This is a genomic window from Ignavibacteria bacterium, from assembly GCA_016873845.1.
GTDB lineage: Bacteria > Bacteroidota > Ignavibacteria > Ch128b > Ch128b > JAHJVF01.
Window position 1 is genome coordinate 1 of record VGVX01000062.1, and the last position, 16,058, is coordinate 16,058.

14 protein-coding genes are annotated in these 16,058 nt (G+C 36.8%); all 14 read right to left on the reverse strand.

Features of this window, described 5'->3' with window-relative positions; all coding sequences use genetic code 11:
* Positions 1–591, reverse strand: a 591-nt coding sequence (locus FJ213_10425) for a GNAT family N-acetyltransferase (GenBank protein MBM4176568.1), incomplete at its 3' end; no start/stop codon positions are given.
* A 162-nt stretch (positions 592–753) separates the two neighbouring features.
* On the reverse strand, positions 754–1,209 hold the full coding sequence (locus FJ213_10430) for a DUF3368 domain-containing protein (protein ID MBM4176569.1): 456 nt from the start codon (positions 1,207–1,209) through the stop codon (positions 754–756).
* Positions 1,187–1,429, reverse strand: coding sequence for a UPF0175 family protein (locus FJ213_10435; GenBank protein ID MBM4176570.1), 243 nt, complete (start codon positions 1,427–1,429; stop codon positions 1,187–1,189). Before FJ213_10435 ends, FJ213_10430 begins: the two co-directional genes overlap by 23 nt.
* 173 nt (positions 1,430–1,602) lie before the next feature.
* Positions 1,603–1,956 (reverse strand): hypothetical protein, encoded by a 354-nt coding sequence (locus FJ213_10440; protein ID MBM4176571.1) that lies wholly within the window; start codon positions 1,954–1,956, stop codon positions 1,603–1,605.
* Between the two features lie 9 nt (positions 1,957–1,965).
* Positions 1,966–2,196 (reverse strand): DUF433 domain-containing protein, encoded by a 231-nt coding sequence (locus tag FJ213_10445; protein ID MBM4176572.1) that lies wholly within the window; start codon positions 2,194–2,196, stop codon positions 1,966–1,968.
* Positions 2,197–2,392: 196 nt separating this feature from the next.
* Positions 2,393–3,127 carry a SagB/ThcOx family dehydrogenase gene (locus FJ213_10450; protein MBM4176573.1) on the reverse strand — a complete coding sequence of 245 codons (735 nt, stop codon included), beginning with the start codon at positions 3,125–3,127 and terminating at the stop codon, positions 2,393–2,395.
* Between the two features lie 513 nt (positions 3,128–3,640).
* Positions 3,641–7,897 (reverse strand): hypothetical protein, encoded by a 4,257-nt coding sequence (locus FJ213_10455; GenBank protein MBM4176574.1) that lies wholly within the window; start codon positions 7,895–7,897, stop codon positions 3,641–3,643.
* Positions 7,898–8,120: 223 nt separating this feature from the next.
* Entirely contained in the window at positions 8,121–9,110 is a 990-nt protein-coding gene (locus tag FJ213_10460; protein ID MBM4176575.1) for a hypothetical protein, read from the reverse strand.
* 62 nt (positions 9,111–9,172) lie between these two features.
* Entirely contained in the window at positions 9,173–9,559 is a 387-nt protein-coding gene (locus tag FJ213_10465) for a hypothetical protein (protein ID MBM4176576.1), read from the reverse strand.
* On the reverse strand, positions 9,540–9,755 hold the full coding sequence (locus FJ213_10470) for a hypothetical protein (GenBank protein ID MBM4176577.1): 216 nt from the start codon (positions 9,753–9,755) through the stop codon (positions 9,540–9,542). The genes FJ213_10465 and FJ213_10470 overlap by 20 nt, the downstream gene beginning before the upstream one ends.
* Positions 9,756–10,122: 367 nt before the next feature.
* Complete coding sequence (locus tag FJ213_10475) at positions 10,123–10,374, reverse strand: YgiT-type zinc finger protein (protein MBM4176578.1); 252 nt, start codon at positions 10,372–10,374, stop codon at positions 10,123–10,125.
* Positions 10,375–10,378: 4 nt separating this feature from the next.
* Positions 10,379–10,702 (reverse strand): DUF4258 domain-containing protein, encoded by a 324-nt coding sequence (locus tag FJ213_10480; protein MBM4176579.1) that lies wholly within the window; start codon positions 10,700–10,702, stop codon positions 10,379–10,381.
* A 91-nt stretch (positions 10,703–10,793) separates the two neighbouring features.
* Complete coding sequence (gene dinB / locus FJ213_10485; GenBank protein ID MBM4176580.1) at positions 10,794–11,966, reverse strand: DNA polymerase IV; 1,173 nt, start codon at positions 11,964–11,966, stop codon at positions 10,794–10,796.
* 161 nt (positions 11,967–12,127) lie between these two features.
* Positions 12,128–12,568, reverse strand: coding sequence for a T9SS type A sorting domain-containing protein (locus tag FJ213_10490; protein MBM4176581.1), 441 nt, complete (start codon positions 12,566–12,568; stop codon positions 12,128–12,130).
* Positions 12,569–16,058 lie beyond the last annotated feature (3,490 nt).

Below are 16,058 nucleotides of genomic sequence, written 5' to 3' on the forward strand. Positions count from 1 at the left end.
TCTCTCAAAAGTTAGATTCATTGCAGGGCACCAGCCGTTTTTGAATGCTGTTACTGTTACTTTGCCTTCTGTTACAGGTGGGAATTTTTTTTGCCGGATCCATTTTGGCGGGATTACATCATCGGTGAATGGCTTCCACATTAAAACTTGCATTCCTTCTTTATCGACTTTTTTGAATCCATGCTTTTTGAACCAGGAAGCTTTCATCCAGAAGGGAAGTGAGATACCCCATGCGGCAATTCCTTTTGCGCCGAGTGATTTCGCATCATCTTCGGCGGCTTGAAGCAACGCTTTCCCCATTCCGCGCTTCTGAAAATTTCCGCGACCTTTTTTGTATCCGTGAACCCAAATGCAATAGATGAAATATAAATCTTTTCCTTCAACAGTTGAATGTTCAATCGGCAGATATTGAATCATTCCGCCGACGGTCCCTTCATCGTTGAGTGCAAGCTTTACGCGGAGACCTTTGTCTTTTATTTTACGATACCACTCTTCTTTGTGATTGCCTGCTTCTTTGATTTCATCAGACCAATCTTCTAAGCATAGGAAGTAAAGTGATTGATGAGATTCGTCTAAGTCAGTTATTTTCATTTGCAATCCTCTCTTTCATTAATTGATAAATTACCAACTTGCCGTCCGCAGGCCGGTCGGCATAATGTAAAGCGGGTTTTCGTTTTTCAATAGGTGCAGTAATTTTTTCACTTTATCGTAGTGGAAAACATTAATAGTTACAAGAGCACAATTGAAGTTAAGTTATTCTCCAGCTTTTCTAAGAATATTTTCTATTGAACTTTTAGATATTCTAAAATCAGTTTGAATTATTAAGTCGAGAATTTCTCTTGCAGATTTAATCAATCCCTTTTCTTTTGCTAATGCAATTAACCCAAGTGTGCCTGTAATCTTAACGTTTAATAACCTGGCTTCTCTTCTTCCTTTTTGATCATCGATTATCAACAGACAATCTTCTTTTTCCAAAGCTAATGCAATTGAACTTGCTTCACCCTTGTCTAAAATCGTCTCGAGAATATTTTGATAAACAATATTCTTGGGATTTTCTATTCGAATATATACAGGCAAAGGTTTACCGAACTCTTCTCCTACGATAGACGTGATGATTACCTGCCCAAATAATTTGTTAAGTAATTCAAGGTGGTTAATTTTGTCAAGTAAGATTAGGCAGCTTGCGTCAGATACTACTACGCTTTGCATTTTCAAAGTCGTTATCTATTTCATCGGTAGGATAGTTAAAGATAGAAACATCATAATCCGCAAGTATTTCCATGAAAGCTCTTTTTGATAATCCCGCCATCTCCGCCGCTTGTCCTAACGACAATTTGCCTTTTTCATACAATTGTGACGCTAGAAGTAGCTTTGCTTCTCGACTGTCTATTTCCAAAGAATCTGGGATATTTATAGTTAGCGTTTTCATTCTATCGAAAAATACAAAATAATTTTGTTTGTCTCAAAGTTCGAGCGACAAACTATTTGTCTGTGCTTACTCATTTTTTCCCCAATCGGCATAATGTAAAGCGGGTCTTTTATTTCCGTCAACCATAGGTGCAAGGTAACTTTCAGTAAAAGTATTTTTTCCTTTCTATTTTCTTAACTGCGGATACGAATGAGAGTTTCTTCAACTATCCACAACTGTTGTTCGAGAGGTTCCTGCTTGAAAAGAGGTATAATCTGTTGAAAAACCTTTAAGACATGCCGTTTGGATTGACTTCGCACACGCAAGACAACAATTCCAGAAAATTCATGGGGTGGATATGATCTGATATCAGAAAAATCAGTGTCTAAAGTAACCAAAACATGGCTTTCCATTTTGCATATGTCTATAAGAACGGTATCCTTTGCGCCTCGCAGTTGTTCCTCTTTTACGGTTTTCGCATCATATCCTTCGTTGATAAGCAATTCTGCTATTTCAATCGGCAAATTTTCATCTATCTTAAACTGCATTTTTACCAACTATATAGGTAAGGGGGCAAGTCTCTCTCTGGATAGTTCTGCCGCATAAGCTATCGCGGCTTTAACGTCTTCGGGAGAAAGAGAAGGGTAGCTCTTTAAAATTTCGGATTCGCTTACTCCATCTGCTAAATTCTCTAAGATGACAGAGATCATTATACGAGTTCCCTTAATACAAGCTTTACCATGACAAACAGCAGGGTCAGAAGTGATTCTTTCTCTCCAGTGCAAAATGTATCTCCTTAAATTTTAATATTATTATTCTTTTAACTTTATCTTGGAATCGGGAATATTCACAGTAAATGTTTTCATCTTAATTAAAAATACAAAATAATTTTGTTTGCCTCAAAGTTCGAGAGATAAACTATTTGTCTTTTTTGCCTGTCACGAACCGGTTCGTGATGACAGCAGAGAACTTATTTCCCCATGCTTACTCAACTTTTTTTCCAATTGGCATAATGTAAAGCGGTTCTTCGTTTTTTGGCAGCTGCATTACTTTTTTAACTTTGTTGTCGTAAAAAGCACCGATTGTTACAGTTCCCAAACCGAGCGAGACAGCTTGCAGGCAAACGTTTTGCGCAGCGTGTCCAATTTCAATGTGAACGTATCTTTCAGCGCGGTCTCTGTACTTCCGCGATGTACGCTCATACACCGCAGGGAAAACCAGGTTTGCAGGAGCTGTTTGAATTGACGATTGCTGAAGTGCGGCGTTGTAAAGCTCAGTTCGTTTATCTCCTTTAACAATTTTTATTAACTCGTGCGTTTGAGGTTTGTACTTGTAAATTCCTGCTTCAAGGTTTTCAACTTTGCCGGCGACGACATAGACTTCTAAAGGATAAAGCGCTCCGGCAGATGGCGCTGTGCGCAATCCGTCTCTTGGTTCTGTAATCCCTTGTGCAGACCAAAGCAGTTGAGAAATTTCTGCAAGCGTTAATGACTTATCAGAAAAATATCTGACAGATCGTCTTTTGAGCATTGCTTCTTCAACCGAAATGGTGCTTTTGAAATTCGGTTGAGGAAGTTTAATTGTCTCTTGCTTCAAGCTTTGCTCCTCGATTGATTTAGAATTGCTGTTGGTTATTTCCGGAATGAAAGTTAGGATTATTACCGAAACAAATCCTAACAAAATTAGAAAAGAAATCAGAAAGTATTTTTTTTGTTTCATTATTTTTCCTCCTCATGCTGCCTCTGTTAATTTTATTTTGTCTACTGTTTAAGGTATGTTAATAATAGAAAAAGATAGTGTCAATTGCAGAGTTTAAAATAGTGTTGTATCAAGGCTAAGGCAGAGGCAAGGTCTGAGATATTCAGGCTTAAATGAGGCATATCAGGTTATAGAGTCGGTCGCACAAGTAATATTATTATTCACCTTCAAGCAATAGCCGTCAGTTTTAACCGATGGGATTAAACGTCCCCATCAACTTTAGCCGCATAAGAAAATCCACATGCTTTTACAAATATTACCGGTGAATAATTATGGGACTAAAGTCCAAAATTTTTTAAGACTCTTTATCCGTCAGCTAAAACTGACGGTAATGGATAAATCAATTTTTTCAAAACTTCTAAGCTTGCAGCGGTGAGTTCTGCAAAAGACTCTATATCAGAAGGCGATAGAAATTAAAAACATCGGCGGATTATTTTTTCCGATGTTAAAGTTTTATCCGGATTTACGCTCGTCTTAAAAGAGAGTTTGTTTGGAAATTTTTTTGAAACATTTTGCCGCCTTTTTTGGGTTTCGAAGTTTTAGATAAATTTCGCCGGCTCGTTTGTAATCGCCGAGCTTTTCGTAGAGTTCGGCAATTTTATTTAGATCTTTCGTTTCCATCTGTAAGTGAATATTAAGAGCCTCTTTGTATTTTCCTCCTTTTGTTAACATATCGGCCGCATTTCCCTTGTTTCCTACTTTTAAGTAAAGCTCAGCCGACTTAAGAAATTCAGTAGCTATACCGTAAGAATATGCAGCCTCTTTAATCAACCCTTTTTCCTCTTGAATTTCTGCAAGGGACGAAAAACTATTTTTTTTGAACGAAAGCGATAAAGCGTCCATCATCATATTGTTATCTACCAAAAAACTCAGGGTTTTTTCAAATTTTGACGACTCGCTAAAAATTAAGTAATTGTTTTTAGTAATGGCGAGCTTTTCTGCCATAAGGTTGTACTCATCTTTTTTGTCTAAGAAATGGAGTTTAATTGCCGATATTTCTGAAACACTCTCACACAAGTTGGCATATTCAGAGTTGAATTTTTCTTTTATGTTGTTAAATATAGATTTATTAGTGCCTTTTATTTCTGCGATATAAAAGAAGTAATCGTTGTAATTCTCGGCTTTTTCGTATAGATGAATAACGTTCTCCGCATAGTGAAAGTCGGGGTCAAGTATCTTGAGGATTCGCAGCCAATGAACAATCTCTTCTGTGTTATGATTATTCTGAAAATATGAATTCATCATTTTTACAAGCATAGAATTGTAGTCGGCTATTTGAAGTTTATACAGGTCGTTTTCATTGGCATTTAATCTTAGAACGAATTTAGCGACTGTATCAATCTTATCATTTTTTATAGCATAATAGGACAATGTTTCATAACGATCACCTTGCCAAAGAGTATTCCACAAGCTATATGCCGACTCGGTATTTTCCAGCTCGAGTTGACAGAAGCCGGCAAGAGTTCGGTCTCCCGCCAATTCATAACATACACTTGCTTGAAGGTATTTTTTCTCGTCGGCGAAGCCGTTTGCAAAAGTTTCGAGTTCTACCTTTTTAATGTATTTGCTTAGTTTTTTGGTATTCTTAAAAAGAAGCTTACAATCTTCGGGCGAGTTTAAATAATTTAGAAACGCATTTGTGTAATCGTTTATTTTAAAATAAGATTCAGCCGCCTTAAAACTATTTTCCGCCAAGCCGTAATATTTTGCAGCATCGGTAAAGTATTTCAGTTTGGAGGAGCTATCAGCAACGCCAAGATTATCATTAATTAGATAATATCTTATCAATGCGCTAAAATATTTTTTTGTTTTGAAATATGAATCTGCTTCAGCTTTCAAATCTTTACCTTCTTTAATTAGTCTGAGTGTATTAACAGCGGATTTAAAATTTTTCTCTTTTTCGTAAATCCTTAAGAGTGGTTCGTATTGATTTGTGACAGTATAGATTCCAATCAACCGTTTATCGTTCTTTAACTTTTTCCAGAGTTTTTCGGCATTTTGATAATCTTCTGCTTTTTCAAACAGTTCTGCGGCGTGCTCATAGTTTTTCAGCTTCAGATAAAGCTTCGCCGCATCTAAAAACTCGCCTGCCAATTCGTAATATTTAGCCGCGTTGGAACTATTTTTTAGATAGTTTAAGCTTACTTCAGCCGCCATTTTGTAATTTTTCGATCTAACAAAAAATTCGAGTGCCTTTTCGTATTCTGAAAGACTTAAGTAAATATCGGCTGCTTCGGCAAAACGACCTTCGTTTTCTAAGATCTTAGATGTGCATTGCAGAATTTTATCTTTGATTTGAAGTTGAGTGAATAGACGTAATGCATCATTGAAATTTCTGGAACGTTCGTAGTTTACGGCGGCTTTCTCAACCTCGTTTACTTTTTCAAAATTAACTGCCGCTTTATAATGTTCTCCGATTTTTTCTTGGTAGTATGCTTCGGCTTTAGTTGTTAGCATCTGATTGCCTGCGTTTTTGAAGCATTCAATTGCCGCCTTATAGAATTCTCTTTCGAAAAAATAATTTCCTTGTTCAATCCACTCCTCCGGCGTTGATATAACGTTCCATATTCCGCTGATGTAATTTAGATCGTTGGTTTGATATACTTGCTCTTTCAGTAAATCGCTCTGCCAAATAACCGAAGGAGTTGAGCCGTCGTAAATTAAAAGTTCTTTTTGTGCTCGGGTGATTGCTACGTACAATAAGTTAATTTCGTGCTTGATGTTCGCATCATGGATATTTTGTTTGGAATTTTCAAGAATCGTTAGCCAAACATCCTTAGTTTTTATATCGGAGCAAAAGTTCCAAATAAATACGCTGTCGAATTCTAATCCCTTTGCTTCATATATTGTAAATACAAGCTCTGTTTCCAAAATGCGTTTTAACTTTTCCTTTTCTTTCTCATTTCTTACAAGAATTGTTTTCTTTGCTCCAATGCCGCTGAGATTTTCAAGCATTTCTTTTTCTGTGATGCCGTGAGCAATAACCGGCGGGCGCCCCTTGTATTTCCAATCTTCTTTTAATTCCTCGGCGCTTGTGCCTAAGAGATTTGCTTTCAGCTCCAATAATGTGTTCGCAAGTTCAACTATGCTTCCAGAACTTCTGAAATTTAAATTCAAAAACATAACCTCCGGTGTTGGTAAGTTTCTTTCAAAGAAGTGGCGTTTAAGCTCTTCCCATCGGAATCCACTTGGATTGATGATTTGTTTTGTATCGCCGGTTAAAACCAGATTTAGAGGATTTTTAGTTATGTAAAACAATAGCTCATGCTGTGCATCTGTTAAATCCTGGATTTCATCGCAAACTACCAAGTCATACATATATTCTTTAGGATTTTTTTCGACAAGTATATTGATTACATCTCTGCTTAAATCAATTTCATCCCACAGATTTTCTCTGTCTAACTTGTCTTGATAAAACTCAAATATTTTGTAAATGCTTTTTCTGTCGTGCTTAAAGTTCGGAGCTTTTTTCCTGCCAAGCATTTCATATTCAAGGAATGAGAGATAACGTTTTTGTGTAAGGTCGCGCTGTTTTAGTAGCAGCTCTATTATCTTTTCGAGTAGATGTACGATTCTTTCGCTATGGTCGGTAATATGAAATTTAAGATTCTTAAGAAAACTGGACAAGCTTGTTTGAAAATACTTTTGCACGATCTTTTCGATTTGCGATGATGATTCTAAGTTCGAAAAGATTGCAAGCTGACGATGCAAAGGATTTATTAAATCCGATGCGAGCTGATTCTGTTTAACCTTGTTCAGTGTATCTTTGAAAAACTGTATGTTTATCTGAGGCAAAGCACCTTTAATTATTGAACGAATCTCCTCCCATATCAACGGCATGTCATATTTTGACGATAAGGAATGCGGTCGGACGATTGTACAGAATTTATAGTAATCGACCTCGCTCTCGGATTGATAAGCCCTATTAAACTTTTCTGCAATTTCGAGACACAGGTTTTTATAAGTATAGAATTTCGGCTCATTTATTTTATCTGCATTTGGAGATGAATTTATCAAACCGCGATATAGCCGTTCCGCCATATTTTTTAAGAATTTATTATATGTAACAAATAATTTATCCAAGTGTCCAAGTGAACTTTTATGCAGATAATAAACCGAGAGAGTTGTTTTGCCGCTCCCCGCAGTGCCGGAGAGCATTATGGGAGGTGGAGTTCTAAGAATCTCGGATTGAGCCGGCGTCAATTGAAGATATAATTCGAAATCGTCTTTATTATATAATTGCACCCGACTCCACTCTCCCTCGTTTAACGGATACCATTTCTGGCTTCCTGAATCGTCGCTAACTTTTTTGGTAATGCTTTCTTGGGTGATGTCTTCCTGGTCTAGTTTATCGAAGTATAATTCTTCCGACATCTCTTCCCTAAAAGGTTTGAAGTGAATGAAGGGGACATTGTCGGGCAGTATATTTTTTGCTTTTTTTGATATCTCATTGTGAACAACTATTCCCCAGACGTAAACAAGCAGCGTGTTTTTTTCTTCAGGATGTTCATCTCTGCCGAGTGTAAAAATAATTCGGTTGCCCTTATCGAGCCGCCCTTCAAAGATAGTTTTAGCCGAAGCAACCCCTTTAATCTTCTTTACTTTTAGCCCGCCATCCCAACAGCCAATTTCCAAGAAATCAAGTTTCTGTTTTAACTTTTCTCGGTTTTGCTTGCTCTCTTTGAGCAAGTATTTTTTGAATGAGTCGTTTATTAATACTTTTATGGTCATAAATCGTGGTTATATCTTACGTACGTAAATATCTGTTTCCAAAATTTTTTTAATAAGATTGCTGGTTTTTTTGCAAAAGTCAAAAGAAAAAGATAAGCGTGCCCATACATAAGCACGCTGTACAAACAAACCCCGCTGAAGCAGGATGATTAAATGATATCACACTTATAATAATTTGTAGGCGAGGGTTATCATTTATGGTAACGCTGGCCAAAACGTAATTTTAACTCTTGGAACTATCTTTATCGTGTGGTACGGAAAAACTTCTTTGCAGAGAGGCTCCTTCAATCGCTTTGATAGCTATGTTTTGAATTTGTATTCCTGCATCGTTTGCTTTTTGGGTGAGTTGACGAATTAGCTCTTCTTGTTCCTTGATTTTACTCTCGAATGAAGCAATCATTTGCTTGTTTAACTTTCTTTCACCCTCGATTTCTTTTGATGAGAGTTCTGCTTGATGCTTATACTTCAATTCGATTTTTTCAGTAACAGATTTTTCGGTTCCCTTAATTACATTATCGAGTTCGGCAGGGAACGATTCTACTTTTGCTTTAAGTTCAGCAAACTCTTTTTCTCTCGCTGTAACTAATGCTTCCCGTTCTGCCAATTCTTTTTCAATGGCGGCTTTTTTATTGATAAGCTCTTTTTCTAATTCTAATTTTTGAACAGCATACTGATCGGCATCTTTTTTTCTTTGTAATTTAAGATTGTAATTATATTCTTCCTGCTCGCGCTCCCTTTCTTTCTTAATCTGCATGTCTCGGTCTTTCTTTTGAATCTCGTAGTTCTCTTGTTCTTGTTTCCACTGAATTCTCTTTGCCTCTATCTCCAGTTCGAATGCCTCTTTCTTTTCCTTTTGTGCCAGTAGAAGTGCAGAAAGCGAGTCGGCACCTGCTTTTATATCGAATATTTCTTCTAAATATTTCTTTTCAATTTCAATCGCCTGCTGAAGCTCTGTCAATTTTCTATACTCAGCAATCAGAGTCTCACCAATTTCGTCTATTGCTTTTGCTGTTCTTAATTTTATCTCGCCGAGCAATTTTATTATAGTTTCCGGAGAATGCTCGACTACGGCTTCGACTATCTTTTTTTCTTCTTCTTTTTTCTTTTCAACTTTGCGGTCGGCAGATTTCAATTCCTTGATTTTTTCTAAAGCTTCGTTGTATGCTTCAAATAGTTCGTTTTTTGTGCTTTTGATGGAAACTTCTTTTGCCATGTTATCCTCTTGATGGTTGTTGGTTAAATGTTTTATGATAATATAGTGTTATGGTAATTTTTCTAGATCGTCCAAATCTTTGTATCTATTTGCGCACGTTTATTAACCTTTAATTGCTCAAGACCGATGAAGTTTACTTCAACCTCATCGAGAACATCAATTGTTCTTGTAGGGAAGCAATCGCTAAAGTTTAATCCCGATACCGTTGTTAAAATTTCGAGTCTCAATGGCGGGACACCAATTCGCGTGATTCGGTTCTCTTTTAAGAATAATTCTGTGGAAAGTTTGGGGACATTAAAGCCAAATTCTCTAAATACTTCTACTAATCTTTTTGCGTTTTCTAATTCTGGCAAAATCCAAATATCGATGTCACCGGTTGCTCTTGGATAACCATAGTACCCAACTGCGTAGCCACCAACAACTAAGTATTTAACTTTCTTTAAGTTCAACAACTTCAAGAACTCTTTGAAGTCTCGAGGTAAATGGATCATACCCGTACATAATTTGTCTTAAAAACTCAAGTGCTTGAATTCTTTCTGAGGGCGTTTTAGAGAGCCAATATTCCTTCTCGTCGGATTGGTCGAATAGAGATGCCGTAGAAAATGCTTCTTTATCTATTTTTTCGAATTGATTGAGACAGTTCATTTAAAAAAAAATTATAAATTTTAGCTTATATAAACAAACTGACGAGTCAACGATTTCAAATTCATACTCTACTCAGATGCTCTTATATCTTATATTCATCCTTAGCTATTCACTATGCCACTCCATACGCCACAATTTCAAATCCATACTTTGCTCTGATCTTGTCGATTGATTTTAAGAGTTTCTGTAGTTTATTAAAAATTAGAGAAGATGGATTTTTGTTCTGTGATTTAGCAGAAGTTAATTTTTTTTAGGTCAACTTGTGAATTGTGTGCTGACCTGAGGATAAATCTTCAGCCAAAGGTTTCATGCCGGAGGCGGAACTGCCACTGGCGGGGATGAGCTTCTGGTTCAAATGATGAATTAGTTAAACAGTTCCGTAATCAAAAGAATATACGGGAACTTGGATTGTTTTTGTTGGCTTTTTCTTCTCTTGAAGAATACGATCAATTTGCTTGGCAATTTCAGGTTTTATGACTTTCTCTCCGCACTGCTTACATACTCCTAGGGGGACATTCTCAAAAACAAATAATCGATTCTGCCATCTGATCTCACGGGGCAGTAATTTTTCTTCTACTTTACCGCCGCAAAAAAAACAATCGTCATATTCTCTTTTCATATTTTTAATCCTTTTTGTTTCTTGTATAAGGGTCTTTCCATTTTGGCATTTCAGGAGAATAAACAGTGATCAAAATTAAATGTCCTGAACGATTCTTGCCGCACACAATATGAATAGGTTTATTTTCACTGGTGAAGCCAAGAACCAAACAACTTTCACCTCTTGGGTCGTTTGGATATTCTTCTATGATTTCACACTTTGTCAAAGCTAGCTCCAATTGAGAAATTGTAAGCTGTTCGTTAATCCGTTCATCGTCTGCATGAATTGAGATTTCGTAATTCTGGCGGAGAATCTCTTCACGTATAAACTCTGGAGTAATGCTCGTCATGAAATTTTCTTTTACATTTTTAACATATATAAACCGTTACTAACTATCAAGACTGCTTGTTCATTTTTCGTTCTCTATTCTCAATTACTTATTATGCAACTCCATACCTCACAATCTCCATTCCATACTTTGCTCTGATTTTATCGATTGATTTTAAGAGCTTCTGCCGTTTTTCCTCAATGGTGGAGAAAAGAAGCTCTTGCTCGGAAGATTCGCAGAAGTTTGTCAGTTGAACTCCGATTAGTCTTATTGAAACTCTTCTTGTGTATGCTTTCCTGAAAAGTTCAACTGCTGTGTTGTAGATAATCTTATCGTCATTGTCCGGCTTGTTTAAGGTTTGCGCTCGTGTAAGTGTAACGAAATCGGAGTAGCGAAGTTTAATGCTTACAGTTCTCGCCATCCAATTATTTTCGCGAAGCGTATTGCAGACATCTTCTACTAATTCGAACAAAGTTTTTTCAACGATTCTTTTATCCGTTGTGTCTGTTCCGTAAGTTTCTTCTCGGCTGATGCTTTTTTGTTCATGCCGTCCATTGTGCGGAATTAAAAATTCCGTTCCTTTACCGAGTGCGTGGTCGTGAATAGCTTTTCCCCATTTGCCGAATGCAATCTGAAAATACTCGCTCGATGTGTTTGCAACTTGTCCGATTGTATAAAATCCGCGTGCGTTTAGTTCGCGCTGGGTTACTTCACCAACTCCTGGCATTGCCTGAACCGGCAGAGGTGAGAGAAATTCAACTTCTTGATGAGGCACAACGAAAGTAATTCCTTCCGGTTTTGCATAATCTGATGCGACTTTTGCGACAAACTTATTCGATGCAATTCCGATAGAGCAGGGGAGATGCAGTTCGCGTTTTATCTCTGCCTGAATGCGTGATGCAAAGAAGTAGGGGTGTCCATAAATCCGTTCGCATCCGGTAAAGTCAAGATAAAATTCATCAATAGATGCTTGCTCAAGAACTGGTGCATATCTTTCAAGAATATTTTTCACAGCTCTTGAGAATCGAGAATATTCTTTGTGACTTCCGTGAATGAAGAGTCCAGTTGGACAAAGTTGATAAGCCTGCCTTACTGGCATGCCTGAGCGGACACCGAACTCACGTGTTTCGTATGAGCAAGCTGCAACTACTCCGCGCCCGTGCGGCTGTCCATACGCATCAACTTTTGGATCGGCACCAACGATTACGGGTTTACCTTCGAGTGAAGGATCGAGTATGCGTTCAACTGAAATAAAAAATGCATCGAGATCAAGGTGGAAGAGCATAGTAATTTATAATTGAGAATGTATAATGTAGAATTAAAAATTTTCTTGCTGTCATGATCCGTCATCCATTAGCTAACGGAGACGGATGGTGTCTTGACTAAGTTAAAGATGCCATCTTTTCGGAAAGCAATCTCAACTTGAAAGATGGCATCTTTTTATAACTAACGCAGGTATACAAACTTTTTTGTTGAACTAAACGAGCCAGCAGTAAATTGATAGAAATAAATACCAGAGCACAATCCATATTTATTTGCATTGAATTCAATTTCATATTCACCAGCTTGCTTTGGTTCGTTAACTAGCGTTGCAATTTCACGGCCGAGTAAATCATAAATTTTAAGCGTAACTAACGACCCGACTGAGCATGCCGAAGTCCCCCCTGTTTCCTCCCTTTGAGTAAAGTGGGGATTAAGGGGGGTTGGAATTGAGTATTTTATTTTAGTTACGGGATTAAATGGATTAGGATAATTTTGTTCAAGTTTATATTCTACTACTGAATTCGATAAAGATGTTTTAGATAATTGTTTATTCATACCATAATTTTTACTATGCTCTATCCTTTCATAGCGTCCACGAGATACTAATATAAACGACCTTTCCATTCCCTCAACTATTGGCGGGGCAGAAAACTCTAAAGTTATCCAATCGTTTGGTTCAAGCTGTGTGTAATCTTCATCGATGTAAATAAGCTTGCTTGTAACATCGCCGTATATTGAATGTTCTGCTTGTAAAAGTGATGCCTCGGTTACGGTAAATGGTAATTCCAATTTACGGCTTAGCTCTGTATAATCTAATGCGGCATCTTGAGCCCATTGTATATCAAGCTGTATTGTGCTTGTATCTACTGCCGGAACGATTACCCAAGTGTACGATGGATTACGGCGTAATCTGAAATCTGTGAAAATCAAATTATTTTGATTATCGTTTATTGAAATTATACCGGCTGGTTTATACTTTATTGCAGGGTCACGAATTTGACCAATTAAAAGCAGAGCTTGTTCAGTATCGCCTCCATCTTGAGTAAACCAGACGCTCATATTTGATCCTTCAGAAATTTCAACATTAATACCGTCAAGTTCTGATATCATTTTAACTACACTTTCCGAGTCGAGTTGTGCATCGATTAAATACAATGGTTTTAAGAATTGAATTACTTGACCGCTATCGTCAACTGTAATCCACGCCTCTGGAGAATGGTCTATTGCTAATAGTTGAATCTTATCTAAAAATGTTCTTTCTTGTTCAAACTCACCTAATCCAAGTAAGTATCTATCTCCATTTTGTGTTGATTCTAAATTTGGTTTTGTGAAAAGCTGATAATAGTCCGTAACATCAACTCCATAATTTTCCGGGTATTCACTTTGAGGTAAGATATTATTATCCTCCATCCAAACTTCACCATTCCAAGTATAAACGAAAGGACATCCGTAAGGTTTTGCTAAGTAAACCGTTGTTCGGCGAGTATCACTGCCAACGCTATTTGTTACTGTGCAGGTTAATTCGGGTAATGGTGCTGTAATGGATGTTTTTCCATCATCTGTTATGCTTTCTGGGAACCATCCTTCGGAAAGGTTGGAAATATTTTTCATCATTTTATAATTATAATTGATGTAAGCATTGTTACCCTCAAACGAAACAGAAACACCTGGAGGGAAGTAACGTTTTGTCCACGAATATGTTAAGTCTCCATTGCCTTGTGAGAGGTTACAGGTTACAACGCCACTACCCCCTTGATAGATTGGAGTGGGGCGTTGAACAAATCCGGCTATAATAGGAGGACAAATAGCAGTAACTGTGATAGTATTGTTTTTCACTGATTGAATACCACTTAACTTTTGATCACATGATAAATATTGTGTTAAATTACTCCAATAATCACTGAACGAATTTTTCCTTTGCCCCCACATTGCTTGTGCCCAGAGAGTGGAAAGAGGAATAGTGCTGTTAGAATTTTGATCGAGACTATCGTTGTTAATATCCCAAAGATCTAATAAAGCACCTGCAACTCTTGCTTCGTTTGTTTGTCCTTCGCAAAAATAATTTGGTATTCGCTCAATATTTATACTTCCGAAAGGACCATCTAAGGTACCATCATTGTTAATAACTTGAGGATAAAAATTAGCCCATCCTTCAGACCAGGCCAAGCCAGCACTGTGACAAAGTTGTATCCAATGTCTACCACCAGAATTATCAGGCATAGTTCCATAAGCCTTTTTCATAAGTCCGTGTGCATACTCATGCTGAATAACATCGGGAAAATCAGGCCAGTCATGTTGATAATGACCTAAGTAAATTACGGGAGGATTAACATTACAATCAGTTCCGGGCCAACCGTTGTATGGATATTTAACCCAAATATCCCCCGGCCATTGGCTTTGAGCGGCTGCATTCCATGCTAAGTTAATATTTGAGAAAATTTTTGATGCCCATATATAAGGTATTTCCATATCTCTGATATAAGTACCTGCAGGAATATCATTTTCGGTGGGTGTTATATGAGTATAAGGTTCATCTGAAGAAGTATTGATAACTCTAAACTGAGTGTTCCACATTATAACTTTTAAATACATATCGATTGTTCCCGAACAGTCGCAATTCTCTATGTTTGTGAAGCTGTAGTATCCATTCCAATCTGTTATGGTACTTGCTAAAAGGTCGTCGCTACCGCAAAACGTGATATCATCATCATAAAGATAAACCGAAGCGTTAATCAAAGGTCTTTGTATGCCGTTGTCATTGTAATACACAAAACCACTAACATTGATTGTTCCATCACAACTTAAATTCGTTTTAATATTATCGTCTTGCGGTAGTCCTAAAATCATTTTAGGCTGTTCGGAATGCATAACCGGTTGTAAGAGTGGGGGTTCTACCGCGTAAATATGTTTTGGCTGATTCCTTTCAATCTCTTTTATTCTAAGCAATTCATATTCTGTTGAGGTTAAAAATCGAGAACCAACATCGTTTACTTCGAGGTATATTACATCTCTTAATTTAATTGTATCTATATTTAAAATTGCCTTTCCTTCCGCCCTGATTTTGTATATGCCATTTTTTAATGGCGTTACTGAAAATTCTTTTTTAATCGTTGTATTAACTTTGATATTTCCACTCCATTTTTTCGAAGAATTTGTTAATTGAAGTCCTTTATCAATAAATATTTCAATATTGAAATCAAAGTTTTCTGCTTTGCTAATTATTTCACAATATAAATTGTTACTTTTACCTAAACCTAAATTGGATAAACCAGTTAATTGAATATATACTGGTGGTCTAAAACATTCATGTGTCCAACAATCGCCTAACCCAATTCCCTCAGTTTCTCTGATAATAAAGCATTCATGTTTAAAACCACCACCAAATACACCCGAATCTCCCCATGTATAACCCCAAAGTAATGCTTCAGCCATCACAGTATCAGATTTTATTGCTTTGAATCTTGCCTTAAATGTCCCACTATCGTTTATTCTCATCCATTTGCCATAAGAACTATCACCAGAAATATATTCCAATGCACTACTTCTTGAATCGTGATTAAGATACTTGTAAAAATTAAAACCACCTTTAACAAAAACTGAGTCCAATTTGTATTTGTTAAAAATACTATCTTCTAAAAATTTTCTGAAATGTTTTGCATCTGGGAAAGGATCATCCTCTCGAATAAAGCGAAAGCGAGCTTCCATTTCAAATGTGTCTCCAAAAGCTGGATATTTGGACAATTTCAATTCTACCGGATAAATAAAGGGGGCAAGAGGGAAGTTATTATCATCTTGATTCCCATTATTACTTGTTTTTGTAGGGCTTTCACAAGACAGAAAAAATGGAGAAGTGATTATAAAAATTAATAATAAGAACACTATTAATGAATTATTATGGTTTTTCATTGTTACCTCCTTTTTTATTTGAAAAATTTTGTTCAATAAAAAAATTCCCTTAATGTTATTTCACTTTATATAAAACCAGTTGTAAACCTATCGTGCCTAGTGGCAGACAAGCAACAAGCATTGGGTCGCCTTATGATTTGGAGTGATAAAACAAAAGAGGTTTTTTGAATTTGACAAGAGTAAATCCATAGGTCGCCGTTGTGACCTT

Bases quoted from the DNA above. Each gene is read 5' to 3' on its own strand.
- FJ213_10475 (MBM4176578.1), bottom strand. From the start codon at position 10,374: ATGAAAAGAGAATATGACGATTGTTTTTTTTGCGGCGGTAAAGTAGAA.
- FJ213_10430 (MBM4176569.1), bottom strand. From the start codon at position 1,209: ATGCAAAGCGTAGTAGTATCTGACGCAAGCTGCCTAATCTTACTTGAC.
- FJ213_10490 (MBM4176581.1), bottom strand. From the start codon at position 12,568: ATGGAAAGGTCGTTTATATTAGTATCTCGTGGACGCTATGAAAGGATA.
- FJ213_10480 (MBM4176579.1), bottom strand. From the start codon at position 10,702: ATGACGAGCATTACTCCAGAGTTTATACGTGAAGAGATTCTCCGCCAG.
- FJ213_10450 (MBM4176573.1), bottom strand. From the start codon at position 3,127: ATGAAACAAAAAAAATACTTTCTGATTTCTTTTCTAATTTTGTTAGGA.
- dinB (MBM4176580.1), bottom strand. From the start codon at position 11,966: ATGCTCTTCCACCTTGATCTCGATGCATTTTTTATTTCAGTTGAACGC.
- FJ213_10435 (MBM4176570.1), bottom strand. From the start codon at position 1,429: ATGAAAACGCTAACTATAAATATCCCAGATTCTTTGGAAATAGACAGT.
- FJ213_10460 (MBM4176575.1), bottom strand. From the start codon at position 9,110: ATGGCAAAAGAAGTTTCCATCAAAAGCACAAAAAACGAACTATTTGAA.
- FJ213_10455 (MBM4176574.1), bottom strand. From the start codon at position 7,897: ATGACCATAAAAGTATTAATAAACGACTCATTCAAAAAATACTTGCTC.
- FJ213_10440 (MBM4176571.1), bottom strand. From the start codon at position 1,956: ATGCAGTTTAAGATAGATGAAAATTTGCCGATTGAAATAGCAGAATTG.
- FJ213_10470 (MBM4176577.1), bottom strand. From the start codon at position 9,755: ATGAACTGTCTCAATCAATTCGAAAAAATAGATAAAGAAGCATTTTCT.